Source organism: uncultured Microscilla sp., from assembly GCF_947493425.1.
Classification (GTDB): Bacteria; Bacteroidota; Bacteroidia; order Cytophagales; family Microscillaceae; genus Microscilla.
In genome coordinates this window covers 14,528-29,919 of the sequence record NZ_CANLRP010000029.1, presented here as the reverse complement: position 1 = coordinate 29,919, position 15,392 = coordinate 14,528, and the positions used below count along the sequence as shown (strand labels likewise).

Annotated in this window: 10 protein-coding genes and 2 tRNA genes; 6 read left to right on the top strand and 6 right to left on the bottom strand. The window is 38.1% G+C overall.

What is annotated here, in order from left to right:
* Positions 1-68: 68 nt before the first annotated feature.
* The 4 genes from Q0954_RS10310 to Q0954_RS10295 form a co-directional block, all read right to left on the bottom strand.
* Positions 69-150 (bottom strand) — tRNA-Leu (locus Q0954_RS10310).
* Between the two features lie 176 nt (positions 151-326).
* Positions 327-408 (bottom strand) — tRNA-Leu (locus Q0954_RS10305).
* Positions 409-486: 78 nt separating this feature from the next.
* Positions 487-678, bottom strand: a complete 192-nt coding sequence (locus Q0954_RS10300; RefSeq protein WP_299456491.1) for an Arc family DNA-binding protein — start codon at positions 676-678, stop codon at positions 487-489.
* Positions 679-1,017: 339 nt separating this feature from the next.
* On the bottom strand, positions 1,018-1,878 hold the full coding sequence (locus tag Q0954_RS10295; RefSeq protein ID WP_299456489.1) for an SPFH domain-containing protein: 861 nt from the start codon (positions 1,876-1,878) through the stop codon (positions 1,018-1,020).
* 316 nt (positions 1,879-2,194) lie between these two features.
* On the opposite strand from Q0954_RS10295, the gene Q0954_RS10290 reads away from it, so the two are divergent.
* On the top strand, positions 2,195-3,034 hold the full coding sequence (locus tag Q0954_RS10290; protein WP_299456487.1) for a mechanosensitive ion channel domain-containing protein: 840 nt from the start codon (positions 2,195-2,197) through the stop codon (positions 3,032-3,034).
* A 334-nt stretch (positions 3,035-3,368) separates the two neighbouring features.
* Here the strand turns inward: Q0954_RS10290 and Q0954_RS10285 are convergent, their stop codons facing one another.
* Positions 3,369-3,824, bottom strand: coding sequence for a nuclear transport factor 2 family protein (locus Q0954_RS10285; protein ID WP_299456485.1), 456 nt, complete (start codon positions 3,822-3,824; stop codon positions 3,369-3,371).
* Between the two features lie 234 nt (positions 3,825-4,058).
* Between Q0954_RS10285 and Q0954_RS10280 the strand changes: the two genes are divergently transcribed.
* Together Q0954_RS10280 and Q0954_RS10275 are read left to right on the top strand one after the other, a co-directional pair.
* Positions 4,059-5,279 carry an acyl-CoA dehydrogenase family protein gene (locus tag Q0954_RS10280; RefSeq protein ID WP_299456483.1) on the top strand — a complete coding sequence of 407 codons (1,221 nt, stop codon included), beginning with the start codon at positions 4,059-4,061 and terminating at the stop codon, positions 5,277-5,279.
* A 1,437-nt stretch (positions 5,280-6,716) separates the two neighbouring features.
* Complete coding sequence (locus tag Q0954_RS10275; protein ID WP_299456480.1) at positions 6,717-10,058, top strand: two-component regulator propeller domain-containing protein; 3,342 nt, start codon at positions 6,717-6,719, stop codon at positions 10,056-10,058.
* A 61-nt stretch (positions 10,059-10,119) separates the two neighbouring features.
* Here the strand turns inward: Q0954_RS10275 and Q0954_RS10270 are convergent, their stop codons facing one another.
* The gene (locus Q0954_RS10270) at positions 10,120-11,379 is read right to left on the bottom strand and encodes a pyridoxal-dependent decarboxylase (protein WP_299456479.1); all 1,260 of its coding nucleotides are present in this window, start codon (positions 11,377-11,379) and stop codon (positions 10,120-10,122) included.
* A gap of 273 nt (positions 11,380-11,652) precedes the next feature.
* Between Q0954_RS10270 and Q0954_RS10265 the strand changes: the two genes are divergently transcribed.
* The 3 genes from Q0954_RS10265 (at position 11,653) to Q0954_RS10255 (ending at position 15,276) form a co-directional block, all read left to right on the top strand.
* On the top strand, positions 11,653-12,957 hold the full coding sequence (locus Q0954_RS10265; RefSeq protein WP_299456478.1) for an Ig-like domain-containing protein: 1,305 nt from the start codon (positions 11,653-11,655) through the stop codon (positions 12,955-12,957).
* 145 nt (positions 12,958-13,102) lie between these two features.
* The gene (locus tag Q0954_RS10260) at positions 13,103-13,639 is read left to right on the top strand and encodes an RNA polymerase sigma factor (RefSeq protein WP_299456477.1); all 537 of its coding nucleotides are present in this window, start codon (positions 13,103-13,105) and stop codon (positions 13,637-13,639) included.
* Positions 13,639-15,276 (top strand): hypothetical protein, encoded by a 1,638-nt coding sequence (locus Q0954_RS10255; RefSeq protein ID WP_299456475.1) that lies wholly within the window; start codon positions 13,639-13,641, stop codon positions 15,274-15,276. Before Q0954_RS10260 ends, Q0954_RS10255 begins: the two co-directional genes overlap by 1 nt.
* The last annotated feature ends 116 nt before the right edge of the window (positions 15,277-15,392 follow it).

Sequence of the window (15,392 nt, the reverse complement as noted above, 5' to 3'; positions counted from 1 at the left end):
AATAATTTAAAAATACTAAAACCCCCAACAAGTTTGTTTGTTGGGGGCTTAGATAAATAAAAACCGAGTGCGGATAGAGGGAGTCGAACCCCCACGCCTTGCGGCGCTAGATCCTAAGTCTAGTGCGTCTACCAATTCCGCCATATCCGCGATTTGCGAGTGCAAAGTTACAAACGTTTTTTTTATCTACAAGAAATCAGAAAAAAAAATCTCGTTTTTTAAAAAATGTTTGTTTCAAGGTTTCTACTACCAAATTGTGGTGTAATTTTTCAACAAAAATACAAAAAAACCCTTAACAAAATAAATTGTTAAGGGTAAAATATAAGTGCGGATAGAGGGAGTCGAACCCCCACGCCTTGCGGCGCTAGATCCTAAGTCTAGTGCGTCTACCAATTCCGCCATATCCGCGAATGGGTTGCAAATGTAAGCACTTTTTTTTTAGGCACAAGTATTTGCTTAATATTTTTTCATTTTTTTCAATAAAAACTACTCTGTCCCCTTCTCGTCTTCATTTTCAGTTTTTTTGGGAACTTTAAGTCTTCCCGATTTTTTTAATGCTTGATGAATAATCCATTCCAGTTGTCCATTGGTACTTCTGAATTCATCGGCTGCCCATTTTTCTACTGCAGCCATCATGTCTTCATTCAACCTTAAAGCAAATGCTTTTTTTTTCGCCATCTTGTCATAGTTTTAAAGAGATATAAATAGCAGCAAGCCTTTAGGTACCACTACCTGTTGGTGCCGTGAATGAGAGACTACAAGTATAGGTAAACCATGTATATCGTTTTTCGTTTTTTACTGGTGCTTTTTTTTCACAAAGGTAAAAATGCGTTGGTAGTTATCCAATCAGCCACACCAACACCTTGTTAAATTAACGTAAGTTTTGAATTATAGGCAACAAATTAAGCGGCGGCAAGTCTTGAATATCGATGTATACTGGTGCTACAAACTTCATAGTATGCCAACTATGCCTACTTGTTTAGATATAGTTACTTGCCACTCACAACTTATGCTAAATTATTGGTTCAAGGTTCCAGTATTGATGACTGGGCTGGTGTCTTTTTCTGAGCAAAGCACTACCATGAGGTTGCTCACCATTGCCGCTTTCTTTTCTTCGTCTAAGTGAATAATATTTTTCTTTGATAACTCTTCCAATGCCATTTCTACCATTCCTACTGCTCCTTCTACAATTTTTTGGCGGGCAGCCACAATTGCAGTAGCTTGTTGACGACGCAACATAGCACTGGCTATTTCGGTGGCATACGCCAAATAACCTATCCGGGCTTCTATGACTTCTATACCTGCAATACCCAGTCTATCGCCTAACTCTTGCTCTAAAGCTTGGTTTACCTCAGTTACCCCCGAACGCAAGGTCACTTCTGATTGGTGTTCATCAAAGTTGTCATAAGGATACATTCCAGCCATTTTACGTACTGCCGCGTCGCTTTGTACTCTAACAAACTCCTCATAACGGTTTACTTCAAACGCTGCCTGATAGGTATTTTTTACCCGCCAAACCAAAATCACACTGATCATGATAGGGTTACCTATTTTGTCGTTTACTTTCACTCTTTCACTGTCAAAGTTTCTTGCCCGTAAAGAAATGGGTTGTTTAGAAAGTAAAGGGTTTACCCAAAAAAAACCATTTCGTTTGACCGTGCCTTTATAAGCACCAAATAACACCAACACTTTAGAACCATTGGGATTTACCACAAAAAAGCCAGGACTGAGTAATACCGCTAGTATTCCTCCTGCTATAAAGAAACCAGGGGTTGCAGTTGTTTTGGCTGCCAAGGCACCTCCAGCAAGCAGGCTTACCAACAACAATAACATAAAGTAGCCAGAGAGTGGGCTATAACTTTTTTCTTTGTTTTTCATTGTACTAAAAGTTTAAAATAAAATGACAGGAATCTTATTATATAAAATAAAGAGTCACAATAATATCACTTATTAAATTAATTGATATCATTTTAATATCATTATTATATTCAATACTACGACTTTTTTTTCAAAAAGTTGCTAAGCTACTTTTTGATTTGATCAAAAATATTTAACTATACGCCAGTTTTTTTGCTAGTTAGCAACCCTAAAACTGTGATGGTTTGGCGATATTTGTCCGTATTTACTTCAAAAAAACGTGACCAAAAATAACCACAACATTGCGACTATGTGTTTTACCTAAACATTCCCTTACATGCTGTTTGCTCAAATAATTAATATTGATAAAATTGTAGATGTTATTGCTACTCAAGTGGTTACCTATGGGCCTAAGGTATTGCTTGCTATTATTACTTTTTTTGTTGGGCGGTGGATCATCAAAAAACTTATTAAGCTCGCTGCCAATGCTATGGCTCAAAGTAGCCTGGAAGAATCACTTAGGTCTTTTCTCAAAAGCTTAATTAACGTAGGGCTTAATGCACTACTCATTGTGAGTGTAGCCTCTATGGTAGGTATCGAAACTACCTCATTTGTAGCCATACTTGGTGCGGCAGGTCTTGCGGTAGGTTTGGCCTTGCAAGGTAGCTTATCAAACTTTGCCGGAGGCGTACTTATTCTGGTTTTTAAGCCTTTTAAAGTGGGCGACTTGATAGAAACTCAAGGGCATTTTGGGGAAGTTCATAAAATACTTATATTCTATACTGTCATTACTACACTTGATGGCAAATCGGTGATTTTACCCAACTCGAATGTGACCAATGGAGCTATGATCAATCATAGTGATAATGGTAAAATAAGGGTTGAAGTAGTAGCAGGAGTAGCCTATGATGCCGACTTGAAAAAGGCCAAACAAGTATTGGAAGAAATGCTCGGAAAAGAAGAGCTGGTAATGAAAGATCCAGTACCAAGTGTATCAGTGCTTGCGCTCGCCGATAGTTCGGTAAACCTGACCATCAGACCTTGGTGCAAACCAGAGGACTATTGGACAGTGTTTTTTAATGTAACCGAAAACGCCAAGCTTACGCTGGATCAACACGACATTGAGATACCTTTTCCACAACAAGATGTGTATATAAAACAACACACTCAAGAATAAGTTAAAGAGGAGAAAGTCATTAGTGACAAGCGACAAGTAATAGATCAATGTGTAGTGTACACCTAACGGATGTTGTTATTACTTGTTGCTTAGGAACGTGTTCAAAATAGGTGTCCAGATTTTGGTTAAAGGCTCAAAGCTGACTGCGGCATTTTTTGAGGGCAAGGCAACATCCGGGGGATGTTGAGCCAGACCGTGAGACGGTACTACGGCTGAAAAAAATAACAAAAGGCAGTAATGAGAACCGCAGAACGAAGTTCAAGCTCTGCGAAGCTAATTTATTCTAAACCGGACAGTTATTGCGAACATGTTCCTTAAAGCTAACAGCTTGTTATTACTTTCCCTTGATAAAGGTTACTGAATCTATCAATCCATTTTTTACAGTGTATACTGCTACTGCTTCTAATGGTCCGTTCTTTTTCCAACCTGGAAAACCAGTGACGCGCTCCTGATCTATCACTTTGTTGCCCAACACTATTCTTTTAACTATTTTGCAATGCAACTCGGTTACCTTTTCAAACATTCGGGCATACCCCTTACGCATACTTTTTTTCCCTTTACTAATCAAACGGTGTGGGTATCTATAAAGCTTTACACTATCACTATACGTAGCCATAAATGCATCTATGTTTCTGGCGTTGTATGCTTCTAGTTGACGTTGCACTACTTGTTCAGCGGTTTCTATTGTGTTACTTTTTTTTGTACCCACTTGTGCCTGAGCTGCCCCGACGAACAAACAAAAAATAAGTAATAGATAATGATCTTTTGCTTTAATAAATTCTTTTTTCATGGTATTGAATAGTTGATTTAATTATAAACTGTGGGCAAAGTAATTACAGTTTTTGAAACTTTAATTACAAATTGACAAAAAGTGCTTTTAAAAATGAATGAGTGGCATCGTGAAAAAAAACAAGTAGGTGTAAACAAACAAAAGCGATAAACAAAGTGGACAATTATAAAGAAAGTGTTACTTATTTTATAAGATTTACTAATTTTACGCGATTAACAAAAACATCACTTAGTTATGACTCAGACTCTGACAGAAGCTGAAATCAAAAAATCGACTAAACAAGACCTTTTCGAATCACCTGATTTTTATGGTATTGACGATTTATTGACAGAAGAGCATATTCTTATTCGCAATAGTGTACGTGATTTTGTAAAGAAAGAAATCTCTCCTATTATAGAAGATTGTGCAGAACGAAATATTTTTCCTGAATACCTGGTTCCTGAGTTCGGAAAATTAGGACTGCTTGGTCCTACAGTATCTACCGACTATAACCCTAACGGGGGCTTGGACTACATATCTTATGGTTTGATGATGCAGGAAATAGAACGTGGAGATTCCGGAATGCGATCAACAGTATCGGTGCAGGGTTCTTTGGTTATGTTTCCTATTTATACATTTGGTTCTGAAGAGCAAAAGAAAAAGTATTTACCTAAGCTTGCTTCTGGTGAGTATTTGGGTTGCTTTGGCTTGACTGAACCTAACCACGGCTCGAACCCAAGTGGTATGGAAAGCCGTTTGGAAGACAAAGGGGATCATTATGTGCTCAATGGCGCAAAAATGTGGATCACCAACTCACCTAAAGCTGACATAGCTGTGGTGTGGGCTAAAAATGACGAAGGTCGCATTCTTGGAGTAATTGTAGAACGCGGCATGGAAGGTTTCTCTGCGCCTACTATTCACGACAAGTGGTCGCTAAGGGCCAGCGTTACTGGCGAATTGGTTTTTAACGATGTAAAAATACCTAAAGAAAACGTATTACCTGGGGTAAGCGGTCTTAAGGGTCCTTTGAACTGCCTTGATTCAGCACGTTACGGCATCTCCTGGGGGGCTATCGGGGTAGCAATGGATTGCTATGATACAGCTCGTCGTTATGCACTTGAGCGCAAGCAGTTTGGCAAACCCATTGCTGGCTTTCAGTTGATTCAGAAAAAGCTTGCCGAAATGCTGACCGAAATTACCAAAGCTCAGTTAATAAGTTGGAGGTTGGGTGTATTGAAAAATGAAGGCAAAGCAACCACTGCTCAGATTTCTCTTGCCAAACGTAACAATATTGAAATTGCCATGAATACTGCCCGCGAAGCTCGCCAAATTTTGGGGGGAATGGGTATTACTCAGGAGTATTCTATCATGCGCCACATGATGAACCTTGAATCGGTAGTAACTTATGAAGGTACTCACGATATTCATTTGTTGATCTTAGGCCACGAGATTACTGGTATCCAAGCTTTTAGATAAGCATTGGATGAGCCAACACTTTTTTAAAACTGCTTTGGGTACACCAAAGCAGTTTTTTTATAGTTCTGCGAAATACCACACAGCCCCCTAAGGAATGGTACCAAAATAAATTTACATTCTTAACCTCATCTTTTGAGGCTATACTTTGTTAAAAAATAGCCGAATAGCGATGCTATTAGCCGATTTTTTGCCGCGTCTAGCAACAAAATATTTTAGCGTTACTATAGAAATTTATTTTTACACCATTCCTAAGAGTATGGGTTTGTAAAACAAATACGACCATGATCTTTCGCATAGTAGTTGACCTTGATGACACATTAATTAGCCATGACCAAGCCTTTGTACCTGAATTGTTTCCCCACCCGCACTGATACGCATACTTGGCTTCGAACCTTTACGTTTACACTTCAAAAGGCTTTATAAATAACTCAAAAAACAAAAAGTAGAGGCATGGATATATACTCATCGTTTAGAAGCAAATGGTATATTTACCGCTTGTTTTGGTTATATGATGTGCACTTAGACGGAGTTATAAATGGAGCTACCCATAAGTCCATAGCTGATTCGAGTAAATGTTCACCTTGTTAAATGCTATAAACCAGTGGCGTATATTAAGATTGCTTACTCAACTTTATTTTTAAAAGTGTTTCGGTTTTACGCCTAAACACCCAATTAAATAGTTTTTAAATTCATCAATAACTGATCACCAGCAACCAACTTTGACTAAAATCACTGCGGAGTATTGCCATAAAAAACGAATGAAAAATGTATCCAAAAATACCTCTAAGTACCCTCCTGCTTTTGGTATCGTTGCATTGGTAGACAACTCGATGGGGGTATATAAAGAAGGACAAGAAAGTAATTTCACCATAGTTTAGGTATTGCCCGATAATGATCAGTAGTATGGGGCACTTGATTCTTTATTATTAAAAAGACAGTGTCAATAATCTTATATACAATGATGTCTACATCACCTTTTTTAACATTAATATCATATTTGGTACTATTTTTTCATTATTCTTTATGATTTTTGCAGCCTAACGACAATTAAGCAGATAATCTATTCCACTAAACAGCACCTTTAGCTGATGTACTTCTTCAAAAATTTTGACCTGTAAGGGACTAACATAGCTTCAGCTATGCAAATATTTGTTCATTTGTGCATCCAAGGTTTTTTGTTTCTTTGGAAAGCTTTATTTTTTGCGTTTTATTAAGTGTATGTTTACAAATTAGTTTGCTGTCTTATTTTCAATGGTGAAACAGAACTCGCTTTCGCTCGGTTATGATCTGGGCTAAAAAGCAATTTTTGACTCTGAAGACAACACTTTAAGCATAACTCTAAGATTCCTGATCCTGCCACAACTTATCAATTATTTTTTTTGATTTAATAAAATGTCATGCTATACGGTTACATAAGAAATTAATAGTAAGTGGAATATGAATAGACTTTTTACGATAGTATTTTTTTTAGGGTTAATTGGAATATATACTGCTACCCAAGCCCAGCAATACAATTTCACAAGTTATGCTCTTGAAGAAGGGCTGCCACAATCTCAGGTGCTTTCTATTATCCAAGATAGCCGGGGAAGCTTATGGCAAGCAACCCAAGGAGGCGGAATATGTCGATTTAATGGTGACAAATTCGATGTTTTTACGGTCAGTGATGGGCTAATTGACAATCAAGCGATCTACTTGTTTGAAGATAGCAAGAAAAACCTGTGGATTATAACTTACCGAGGTATTAGTAAATATGATGGACAGAAGTTTACCAATTATGGAGAGAAACAAAACATTTCGCCAAATATAAATTATGCACGTGTGTATGAAGATAAAACTGGTAAGCTATGGTTTTTTCTGCGCGAAGACCTGAACAAGAGTCAGTTGTTGTACTTAAAAGATGGAAAATTTATCGATTTCAAAAAAGAAGTCCCTCAGCTCAATGAAGCAACTATTTATACTTTTTGCCAAACCAATGATCATACATTTCTAATTTCAACTCCTGAAGATATTTGGTCTTACAATGGCAAGCAACTTACTGCCTTGCCCTTTAATGATCAAAGTTTTTTACAAAATAATCCCATACACGAAATGTCATCTTCAAAAAACGGAGACCTGTTGCTTGCCAGTAACCAACAAACTACTCGTTTTTTTAAGTATTCAAAAGGACAAATCAACCCTATAGCCCTACCAAAAGAAGCTCAAAAAGCACCTATTTTGCATTTTATGATGGATAAGAAAAATAACCTTTGGATATCTACTCTGGGGGCTGGTATTTTGCAATATGATGGGCAACGCCTGCAGCTTTTTGGTATTGACAATGGCTTAGCCATCATTCGAGTGTATTGTATGTATGAAGACCGTGAGAATAATTTATGGATTGGCTCTGATGGGGATGGCTTGGTGCGCTATAGTGGCGATCGTTTTATATACCTGAATGAAAAAGATGGACTGATTTCTAAAAATATACGCCCTATTTATGAAGATTCAAGGGGTAATATTTGGTTTGGCATGGTAGGGGCTGGAGTTGCCAAGGTAGACTCGGCAGGGGTGTCTACTTATATGGCTGATATAGGCACAAAACTAGGCAATATTCGTGGAATCACTGAAGTAGAGCCAGGTAAAATGCTGTTTTCGTCAGATGACGGTTTGTGGTATTTAACGGGCAAAAATAAGCGGCATGCCAACGAAGATTTTGGACTACCTCCTCACAAAAGAACAACCAATACAGTAAAGATTGGAGATGAGCTTTGGTTTGCCTTGCATGGGGTGAAGCTGGTAAAGTATGACTTGAAAACAAAAAAATCAAAAGAGTTTACCACACGTCAGGGGTTGGTAGATGCATCTATTCATTTTATTGGCAAAGACGCTCAAAAGAATATTTGGCTATGTACCAACTCAGGAATATCGAAATACAATAGGGCCACCAAAACCTTGACTCACTATACCACTAAAGATGGTCTACCTGATAAATGGGTGTTGCACATGGCTGAAGACAAAAAAGGGAATTTATGGTTTGCGACTTTTGGCGGAGGCTTGATTCATTTTAATGGTAGCAAGTTTACAACTATTACTGTAAAAGAGGGCATTGGAACTGATATTATATATTCGGTATTGGTAGATGATAACAATCGGGTATGGCTGGGTACACAAAACGGACTGGAACGCCTTACGATTGGTGAAAAAGATAAAATCAAAAAAATTAAGAAATATGGCAAGGTTGAGGGTTTTGTAGGCATAGAAAACAACGGACAGGCAAGTTTTAAAGACCGATACGGTAACTTATGGTTTGGTACCATCAATGGGCTAATTAAGTATAACCCAAGGTCAGATTTATCGAACAGCACGCCCCCTAAAATTAACATTACCAATGTACGTTTGTTTTTCAAGACAGTTCAATGGAACGATGAAAGCCACAAAGACTACCACGCGGGCATCCAGGATTGGTTTTCGTTGCCCAAAGAGCTTAAACTCCCCTATAATGTAAATCACGTCTCGTTTGATTTTGAAGCATTGAGCTATGAGGCTCCCGAAAAGGTAAAGTATCAGTGGAAACTTGAGGGTTTTGACAATGAGTGGTCACCAGCCAGTTTTAAACCTGAAGCTATTTATGCCAACCTCCCTCCTGGTGAATATACTCTTAAGATAAAAGCTGCCAACAATGATGGTATTTGGACAAAAAAACCAGTGGAATACTCCTTTATAGTAAAAACCCCTTTCTGGGAAACCTGGTGGTTTAGAATCACCTTATTACTTTTATTGGTTGGTACGGTGTTTTTTGTGGTAAGGATGAGGATCAAAAGTATTGAAGCCCAAAAAGAAAAATTGCAATACCTGGTAGAGAAAAAAACCCAGGAAGTCAGACAACAAAATAAGGAAATTTTAGACAAGAGTAAGTTACTCAGAGAACAAAAAGACGAGCTCTTGGTGCAAACCGAAGAACTGCGCCAACAACAAGAAGAAAACATTGCTCAGAGAGAGTTTATTGAACAAAAAAATGTAGAACTGAACCGTCAGAATGAGCAAATTCTGGCAAGTATTCATTCAGCCCAAACGATTCAGCAAGCAATTTTGCCTTTCCCTAGCCGGATGGAGAAGGTGCTAGGCGATTATTTTATATTGTTTAAACCTAAGGACATTGTTTCGGGTGATTTTTACTGGATGTATCATGCAGATGATGTTACGTTTATATCGGTGATTGACTGTACCGGGCATGGGGTGCAGGGAGCTTTTATGAGTATGATTGGCTACAGCTTGTTGAATGAAATTGTCATTGACAAAAAAATCCATCAACCAGCTAAAATTCTGGAGAAACTACATTCACTTACTCGTATAGCTTTAAAGCAAGATCGGACGAATAACCGCGAAGGGATGGAGATGTTGATGTGTAAGTTGGAGAAAGTGGAAGATGAACAAACTAAAATTACTTTTGCTGGTGCCAAACGTCCTTTTCATTATGTACAGAATGGTCGTTTCTTTGAACTAAAAGGCGACAGAGAATCTATAGGAGGCGGAAGACACGAGCCAGCACACAAAGAGTTTACCGATCAGGTAATTACTTTAAGCAAAGGTACTAAGTGTTATTTAAGTTCTGATGGTTTGATTGACAACCCTACTCCTCGAAGAACTAAGTTTGGAAGAAACCATTTCATTGCCTTTTTGGTAGAAAACGCTTACAAAAGTATGGAGGCTCAAAAAGAAGCTTGGGAAGAAGAACTGTCTTTTTCGCAACGTGATGCTGAACAAAGGGACGACATTACAGTGTTGGGTTTTAAAGTGTAGATGAAATTATAAAAAATGAGCGCTGTTCAGACGCTCATTTTTTATTGCCTTACAAAGAGGTTTAGTGAGTAGTTTCTGTATTTAAATTTGCTTCAAGGTCGAGCAAGAACTTATCTAAAATGCCTTGTTTTACGTGATCCATTACTACTATTTTCCACCACTTTACATCAAATTCGTAAGAGTCTGCAACCAAGTGATATTTTTTGGCAAACCGAGCAGAAAACTGTCCCGACTTAATGGCTATAATATTGATATGAGGGTTTCGGAAATACTTTACTCCTAACTCGTCCAAGCGTTTGCATAACTTGGTAGTACGCTCGTTTATTCGCTGCATTTTTATCTTGAGCCCTTCTGAACCATGTGCCCGCAACAACATCCAGATAGAAATGGCATTGGCACCCGAACGACTGCCACATATTGTATAATCTTTGCCTGGAATGTACTGTGCTTCTTCGGTTTTTACGTATTGCATAAAGCCCTTTCTTATCAAAAACAATCCTGTGCCGTAAGGTGTTTGCAGCATTTTGTGTCCATCAATGGTAAAAGAAGTAATGCGCGGGTTTTGAAAACTATAGAGGGGATCTTTTTCATTGGTAAAAGGATAAATAAACCCGCCAAAAGCTCCATCAGCGTGTACTTTATAAGGAAGTGTTTCTTTTTCAAAAAAATCAGTTACTCGTTCCACATCATCTACCGAGCCATACATAGTAGTAGACAGGTTCATCACAACAATAAAATACTTTATTCCTTGCGTTCTGGCTTCAGCTATTTTTTCAGTGAGGCTTTGTTGGCAAATGGCACGGGTGTGCTCATCTACCTGAAGAATGATAGAAGATAATTCTAACAAATTTGCTCCTTTGGGCATAGAGTAGTGACTGTCTTCTGAATATACCAAGCCTATTTCTTCGGTTTTAGCCTGGTACTTTTTTTTGAAGTAATTACGGTAAACCCACATTGCCTGAATGTTTGCCTCAGTGCCCCCAGTAGCTACGTACCCATCCTGCTGGTTAGGCTCTCCCTTAAATATTTGCTCGGCTATCAGCTGTATCAGTTCTTTCTCTATTTGCTGCGTACCCGCAAACATGTCTATATGCCCTTCATCGTCTAAAGTATGACACCCTATATGGTTAGGGTTTTCAATCATTGTTTTCATAAAAGGTGCGTCTTTCAAAAACGGTGCGTCATCATAAAACTCGGTGCGGTCTAAGTAAGAAGCTGGTATGCCCAACACTGGGGCAGAGTCGCGATAAGGCGTGTTCTGTTCAAGTGCCTGATGAACAATGTCTTTTATTTTTTCGTGTGAATACCTTTCCCAATACATAATATTATCATTTAGGTTTTTCTTTGCCAAAGTTAAGCATTTGCCAGAGGTAAAAGAATGATAAAAGTCAAGGGAATGTATTTTTTATAAAAAAAAATAACGATGCCTCAACAACAATAAACATATCATAACCAGCCACTTAAAAATAAAACCCTCATTTTTTATAAAAAACATTTACACTCCAGACAACTTTTTTAGGCACTCACCTGTCTGGGGGTTTTTAAGAGCTCTGACAACGTTTTTTTATAATGAAAATTTAACCAAACCAAAAAAATGATTCATACAAAATACCAATTTTTGCCTGCTTGCATATTGGTGGCTCTATTAGGGCTTATTGCCAGTTGTAACCGTATAGATAAAGATATTAATCCTGCTACCACCCAAGGAAATACACCTGCCATTGCCACCAATGATATTGCACAGGCTTTTCCGGGAAGCAGTGTAGTCATAGACCTGATTAAAAACGATAAAATCACGACAAGCTCTAACATTTCTTTATTGCAAGGATATCTAAAAAGAGGAAGTGCCAAGTTTATCAAACAAGGTATGGTATTATATACACCCAATGATTCTACCGGTACCGATACACTTGCTTACACTGTTTGCCCTCCGGGTCAGCCTTGTGACACGGCTGCCGTAAAGATTACCATTTCGGCTGACTCTATTACCCGCCCTTGCTTTGGAGCAGTGCCTGATATTGCTCAAACAACCATGGGCAAATCGGTAGAGGTGTTTGTACTGCAAAATGACCATTTATGTGATAGTACTGCCAGTGACACCAGTAACCTCAAAAAAGTAGTAGAAATTATAGAGCTACCCAAAAACGGTACAGCAAACGTAACAGCCAGTAAAATCTCGCTTACTTATTTGCCACAATCAGGATTCAAAGGAGTAGACCAGTTAATATATGGAGTACGCAACGCTTCGACAAATAACTACCTGGGCTATGGAGTGGTCACTATTTTTGTAGGTGATAGCACTGTTAACCCACAAGATACAACTACCCACTGTGTACCCAAGGCAATAAATGATAATTATACAATATCGGGCGACTCGCTGACTACCAACGGCAAATATGTTTACCTCAACGTATTGAGCAATGACACATTATGTAATGACTTGCTAGGCAAAGTTATCCTCAACAATGGAGGACTCAATACCTCCCCTGTATTTGAAAACAACCAGTTAAAAGTAAAGCTTTATCCAAGCGATACTACGGTAATGTTGCAATATGGATTGACTAAAAATGGTAATACTGTAAGTCAGGCAAATGTAAGTATCCATATACAAACGGCTTGTCAGTTGCAAGCAGTAAGTGATAGCGCTCAGGTAAGTAATGTGCCTCCTAGCGGACAATGGGTAACTGTAGATGTATTGGCAAATGATCAACTTTGCAATGTAGCAGCAAGCAATATAAGTAAAAACATAGTACAGCAAAATACCAATGCCTATTTTGAAGGAAACAACCTAAAGGTATTTGTAGATACCTCTAAACACACTTTTACGGTGACTTATAAAATAACCAATACAAGCAATGGTCAAACCTCGCAAACTGATCTGGTGATTAGGCGTAATTGATGGATTATATAACAAAGCTTCAGACAATAAGCTACAAGTTTATTGAAGTGAATAAACCAATTACCCCACAGCCTTATTTTAAGGTTGTGGGGTTATGCACTTTCAAAGAGAAAAATAAAAATGCCACAACCACTCACGTTTTTTCATGACAGATCAGGAGTTATTAGAAGGTTGTAAGGCAAAAAACCCTCGTGTACAAAAGCTGTTGTTTCAAATATACTCTCGCAAATTAATGGGAATATGTAAACGTTATACACAAAATCAAGAAGATGCTGAAGATGTGTTCCAAGAGGCTTTTGTAAGGGTATTTAAAGCTTTAACAACTATTCAGAAAGTAGATTCGCTGGAGGTTTGGATCAAAAAAATTGTGATTCATACTGCCATCAATTACTTTCATCGACACAAAAAACACTATGGTCATCACAACCAGGATTTTTTACTGGAACCTACCCAGGGAGATGACCTAATTTTGAGCAAGTTAAGTAATGAAGAACTTTTAGAAGTAGTACAAAGTTTACCCGACGGATACCGTATGGTATTTAACTTATTTGTAATAGAGGGATACGCTCACAAAGAAATTGCTCAGTTTTTAGGTATTTCGGAGAGTACTTCTAAAACACAGTTGCTCAAGGCAAAAAAGATGCTTAAAAAGAAGTTTAAAAAATTAGAAATTATACGCTAGTGGAAGAACCATTGGATGACAATTCATTTGAAGAGTTTTTGAAAGGACGGTTTGAGAACCTAGAAGCTGATCCAGCAACAGATGCCTGGGACAAAATTTTTGGGGAAATAAATCAAGACTCACCTATACCTGTTCAAAGTAAGCCTTGGTTTGTCAAAAAACGCTGGATATTGATCGCCTGTATCCTTTGGTGTATTCCTCAAAGCACTTATCATATTGGTTTAAAGACCAAGGATAACTATTCTATTACCCAAAGCATAGATACAACTTATAGTAAAACGCTTGGCAGGTTTTACCTACAAAATAAAGAGGCTTCTCAGGCAAATACCAACCATACTACAAAGAATAAAAAAATAACAAAGCCCTCAACTACTAAGGTGGTGACAATAATCCAAACAACCAAAGGCAGTGACAAACCAAAAGTAGTAAAGGCAACACCGAATACTACATACACCAACAAACCAAAGGACGAATTGGTGATAATCCAAACAATCAAAGGCAGTGACAAACCAAAAGTAGTAAAGGCAACGCCGAATACTACATACACCAACAAACCAAAGGACGAATTGGTGATAATCCAAACAACCAAAGGCAGTGACAAACCAAAAGTAGTAAAGGCAACGCCGAATACTATACATACCAACAAACCAAAAGGCAAATTGGTGATAATCCAAGCAACCAAAGGCAGTGACAAACCAAAAGTAGTAAAGACAACCCCAAATACCACCAAACCAAAAGACAAATTGGTGACAAACCAAAAAAACAAAGGAAATGATAAACAAACAATCGTAGGGACAAACTCAATAATAATCCCCAAGCTGACTAAAAAAGGGGCAAAAAGTACTCAGAAAAATCATTCAAAGCATTTTAGTGTCTCGCCTTTAAAAACGAAAAGTTTGCCAATGATGGCAACAAAAAAATATGCTTTGGAGCTAAAAAAAGTGCCTTACTCCGAAACAAAAAAGAAAACTAAACGAGGGCTTTTACTGAGGGCTTTTGTTGCACCTACTTACAATGCTCATCGTTTGATCACTAACAAAGAGGATGAGGTGATTATTCAAGGTTTGGTAAAAAACACGGTGTTTTCGGGCAATAACTTAGGCTTTAGTGGGGGTATCATGCTGGAGAATCACTTATCGCGCCGATGGAGCGTAGTATGGGGTCTGAGTTATACTCAACTCAACAACCACATTGGGTACAGTTTCAGAAATACGGTACCTGACAGTATTATAGTGGATGTAGTGAGTAGCAGTGAAATAATTGCGACACCAGTTTATAGTTCTGAAACCGAAAGTTACCGTTACAAATATCAGGATGTAGGGGTACAGATGGGAATTAACTATCTATTGTTTGGCAAACACTGGCAACACCAACTCTACTTGGGGGTGGCTATCAATAAAGCCACTGGTACAGTTACCCAAACCAAAAATGAAGTGGTCAAAGAAAGCAGTTCACGTATTCAACATGTAATCAACCTGGGGTATGACCTGCGATTGCCATTGAGCAAAAAAGTCGGGTTTTATATCAAACCTACCTTTAACTACTACCTCAATGACATCAATCAAGCCAATACTGCTTATCGGGTAAAACCATTTTTTACAAGTTTGAGGTTAGGACTGATTTGGAAACTTCAATAAAATGGGGGCTTGTTTGGCTTTTAAGAAAATATGCTGAATTGAATATTATCAACTAAAGGCTGGCTTAATAACTGATGTCAGAATGCTTGCTTACCACCTCGCCAATCGGGTTTTGC

Bases quoted from the DNA above. Each gene is read 5' to 3' on its own strand.
- Q0954_RS10300 (WP_299456491.1), bottom strand. From the start codon at position 678: ATGGCGAAAAAAAAAGCATTTGCTTTAAGGTTGAATGAAGACATGATG.
- Q0954_RS10290 (WP_299456487.1), top strand. From the start codon at position 2,195: ATGCTGTTTGCTCAAATAATTAATATTGATAAAATTGTAGATGTTATT.
- Q0954_RS10270 (WP_299456479.1), bottom strand. From the start codon at position 11,379: ATGTATTGGGAAAGGTATTCACACGAAAAAATAAAAGACATTGTTCAT.
- Q0954_RS10260 (WP_299456477.1), top strand. From the start codon at position 13,103: ATGACAGATCAGGAGTTATTAGAAGGTTGTAAGGCAAAAAACCCTCGT.
- Q0954_RS10275 (WP_299456480.1), top strand. From the start codon at position 6,717: ATGAATAGACTTTTTACGATAGTATTTTTTTTAGGGTTAATTGGAATA.
- Q0954_RS10285 (WP_299456485.1), bottom strand. From the start codon at position 3,824: ATGAAAAAAGAATTTATTAAAGCAAAAGATCATTATCTATTACTTATT.
- Q0954_RS10280 (WP_299456483.1), top strand. From the start codon at position 4,059: ATGACTCAGACTCTGACAGAAGCTGAAATCAAAAAATCGACTAAACAA.
- Q0954_RS10265 (WP_299456478.1), top strand. From the start codon at position 11,653: ATGATTCATACAAAATACCAATTTTTGCCTGCTTGCATATTGGTGGCT.
- Q0954_RS10295 (WP_299456489.1), bottom strand. From the start codon at position 1,878: ATGAAAAACAAAGAAAAAAGTTATAGCCCACTCTCTGGCTACTTTATG.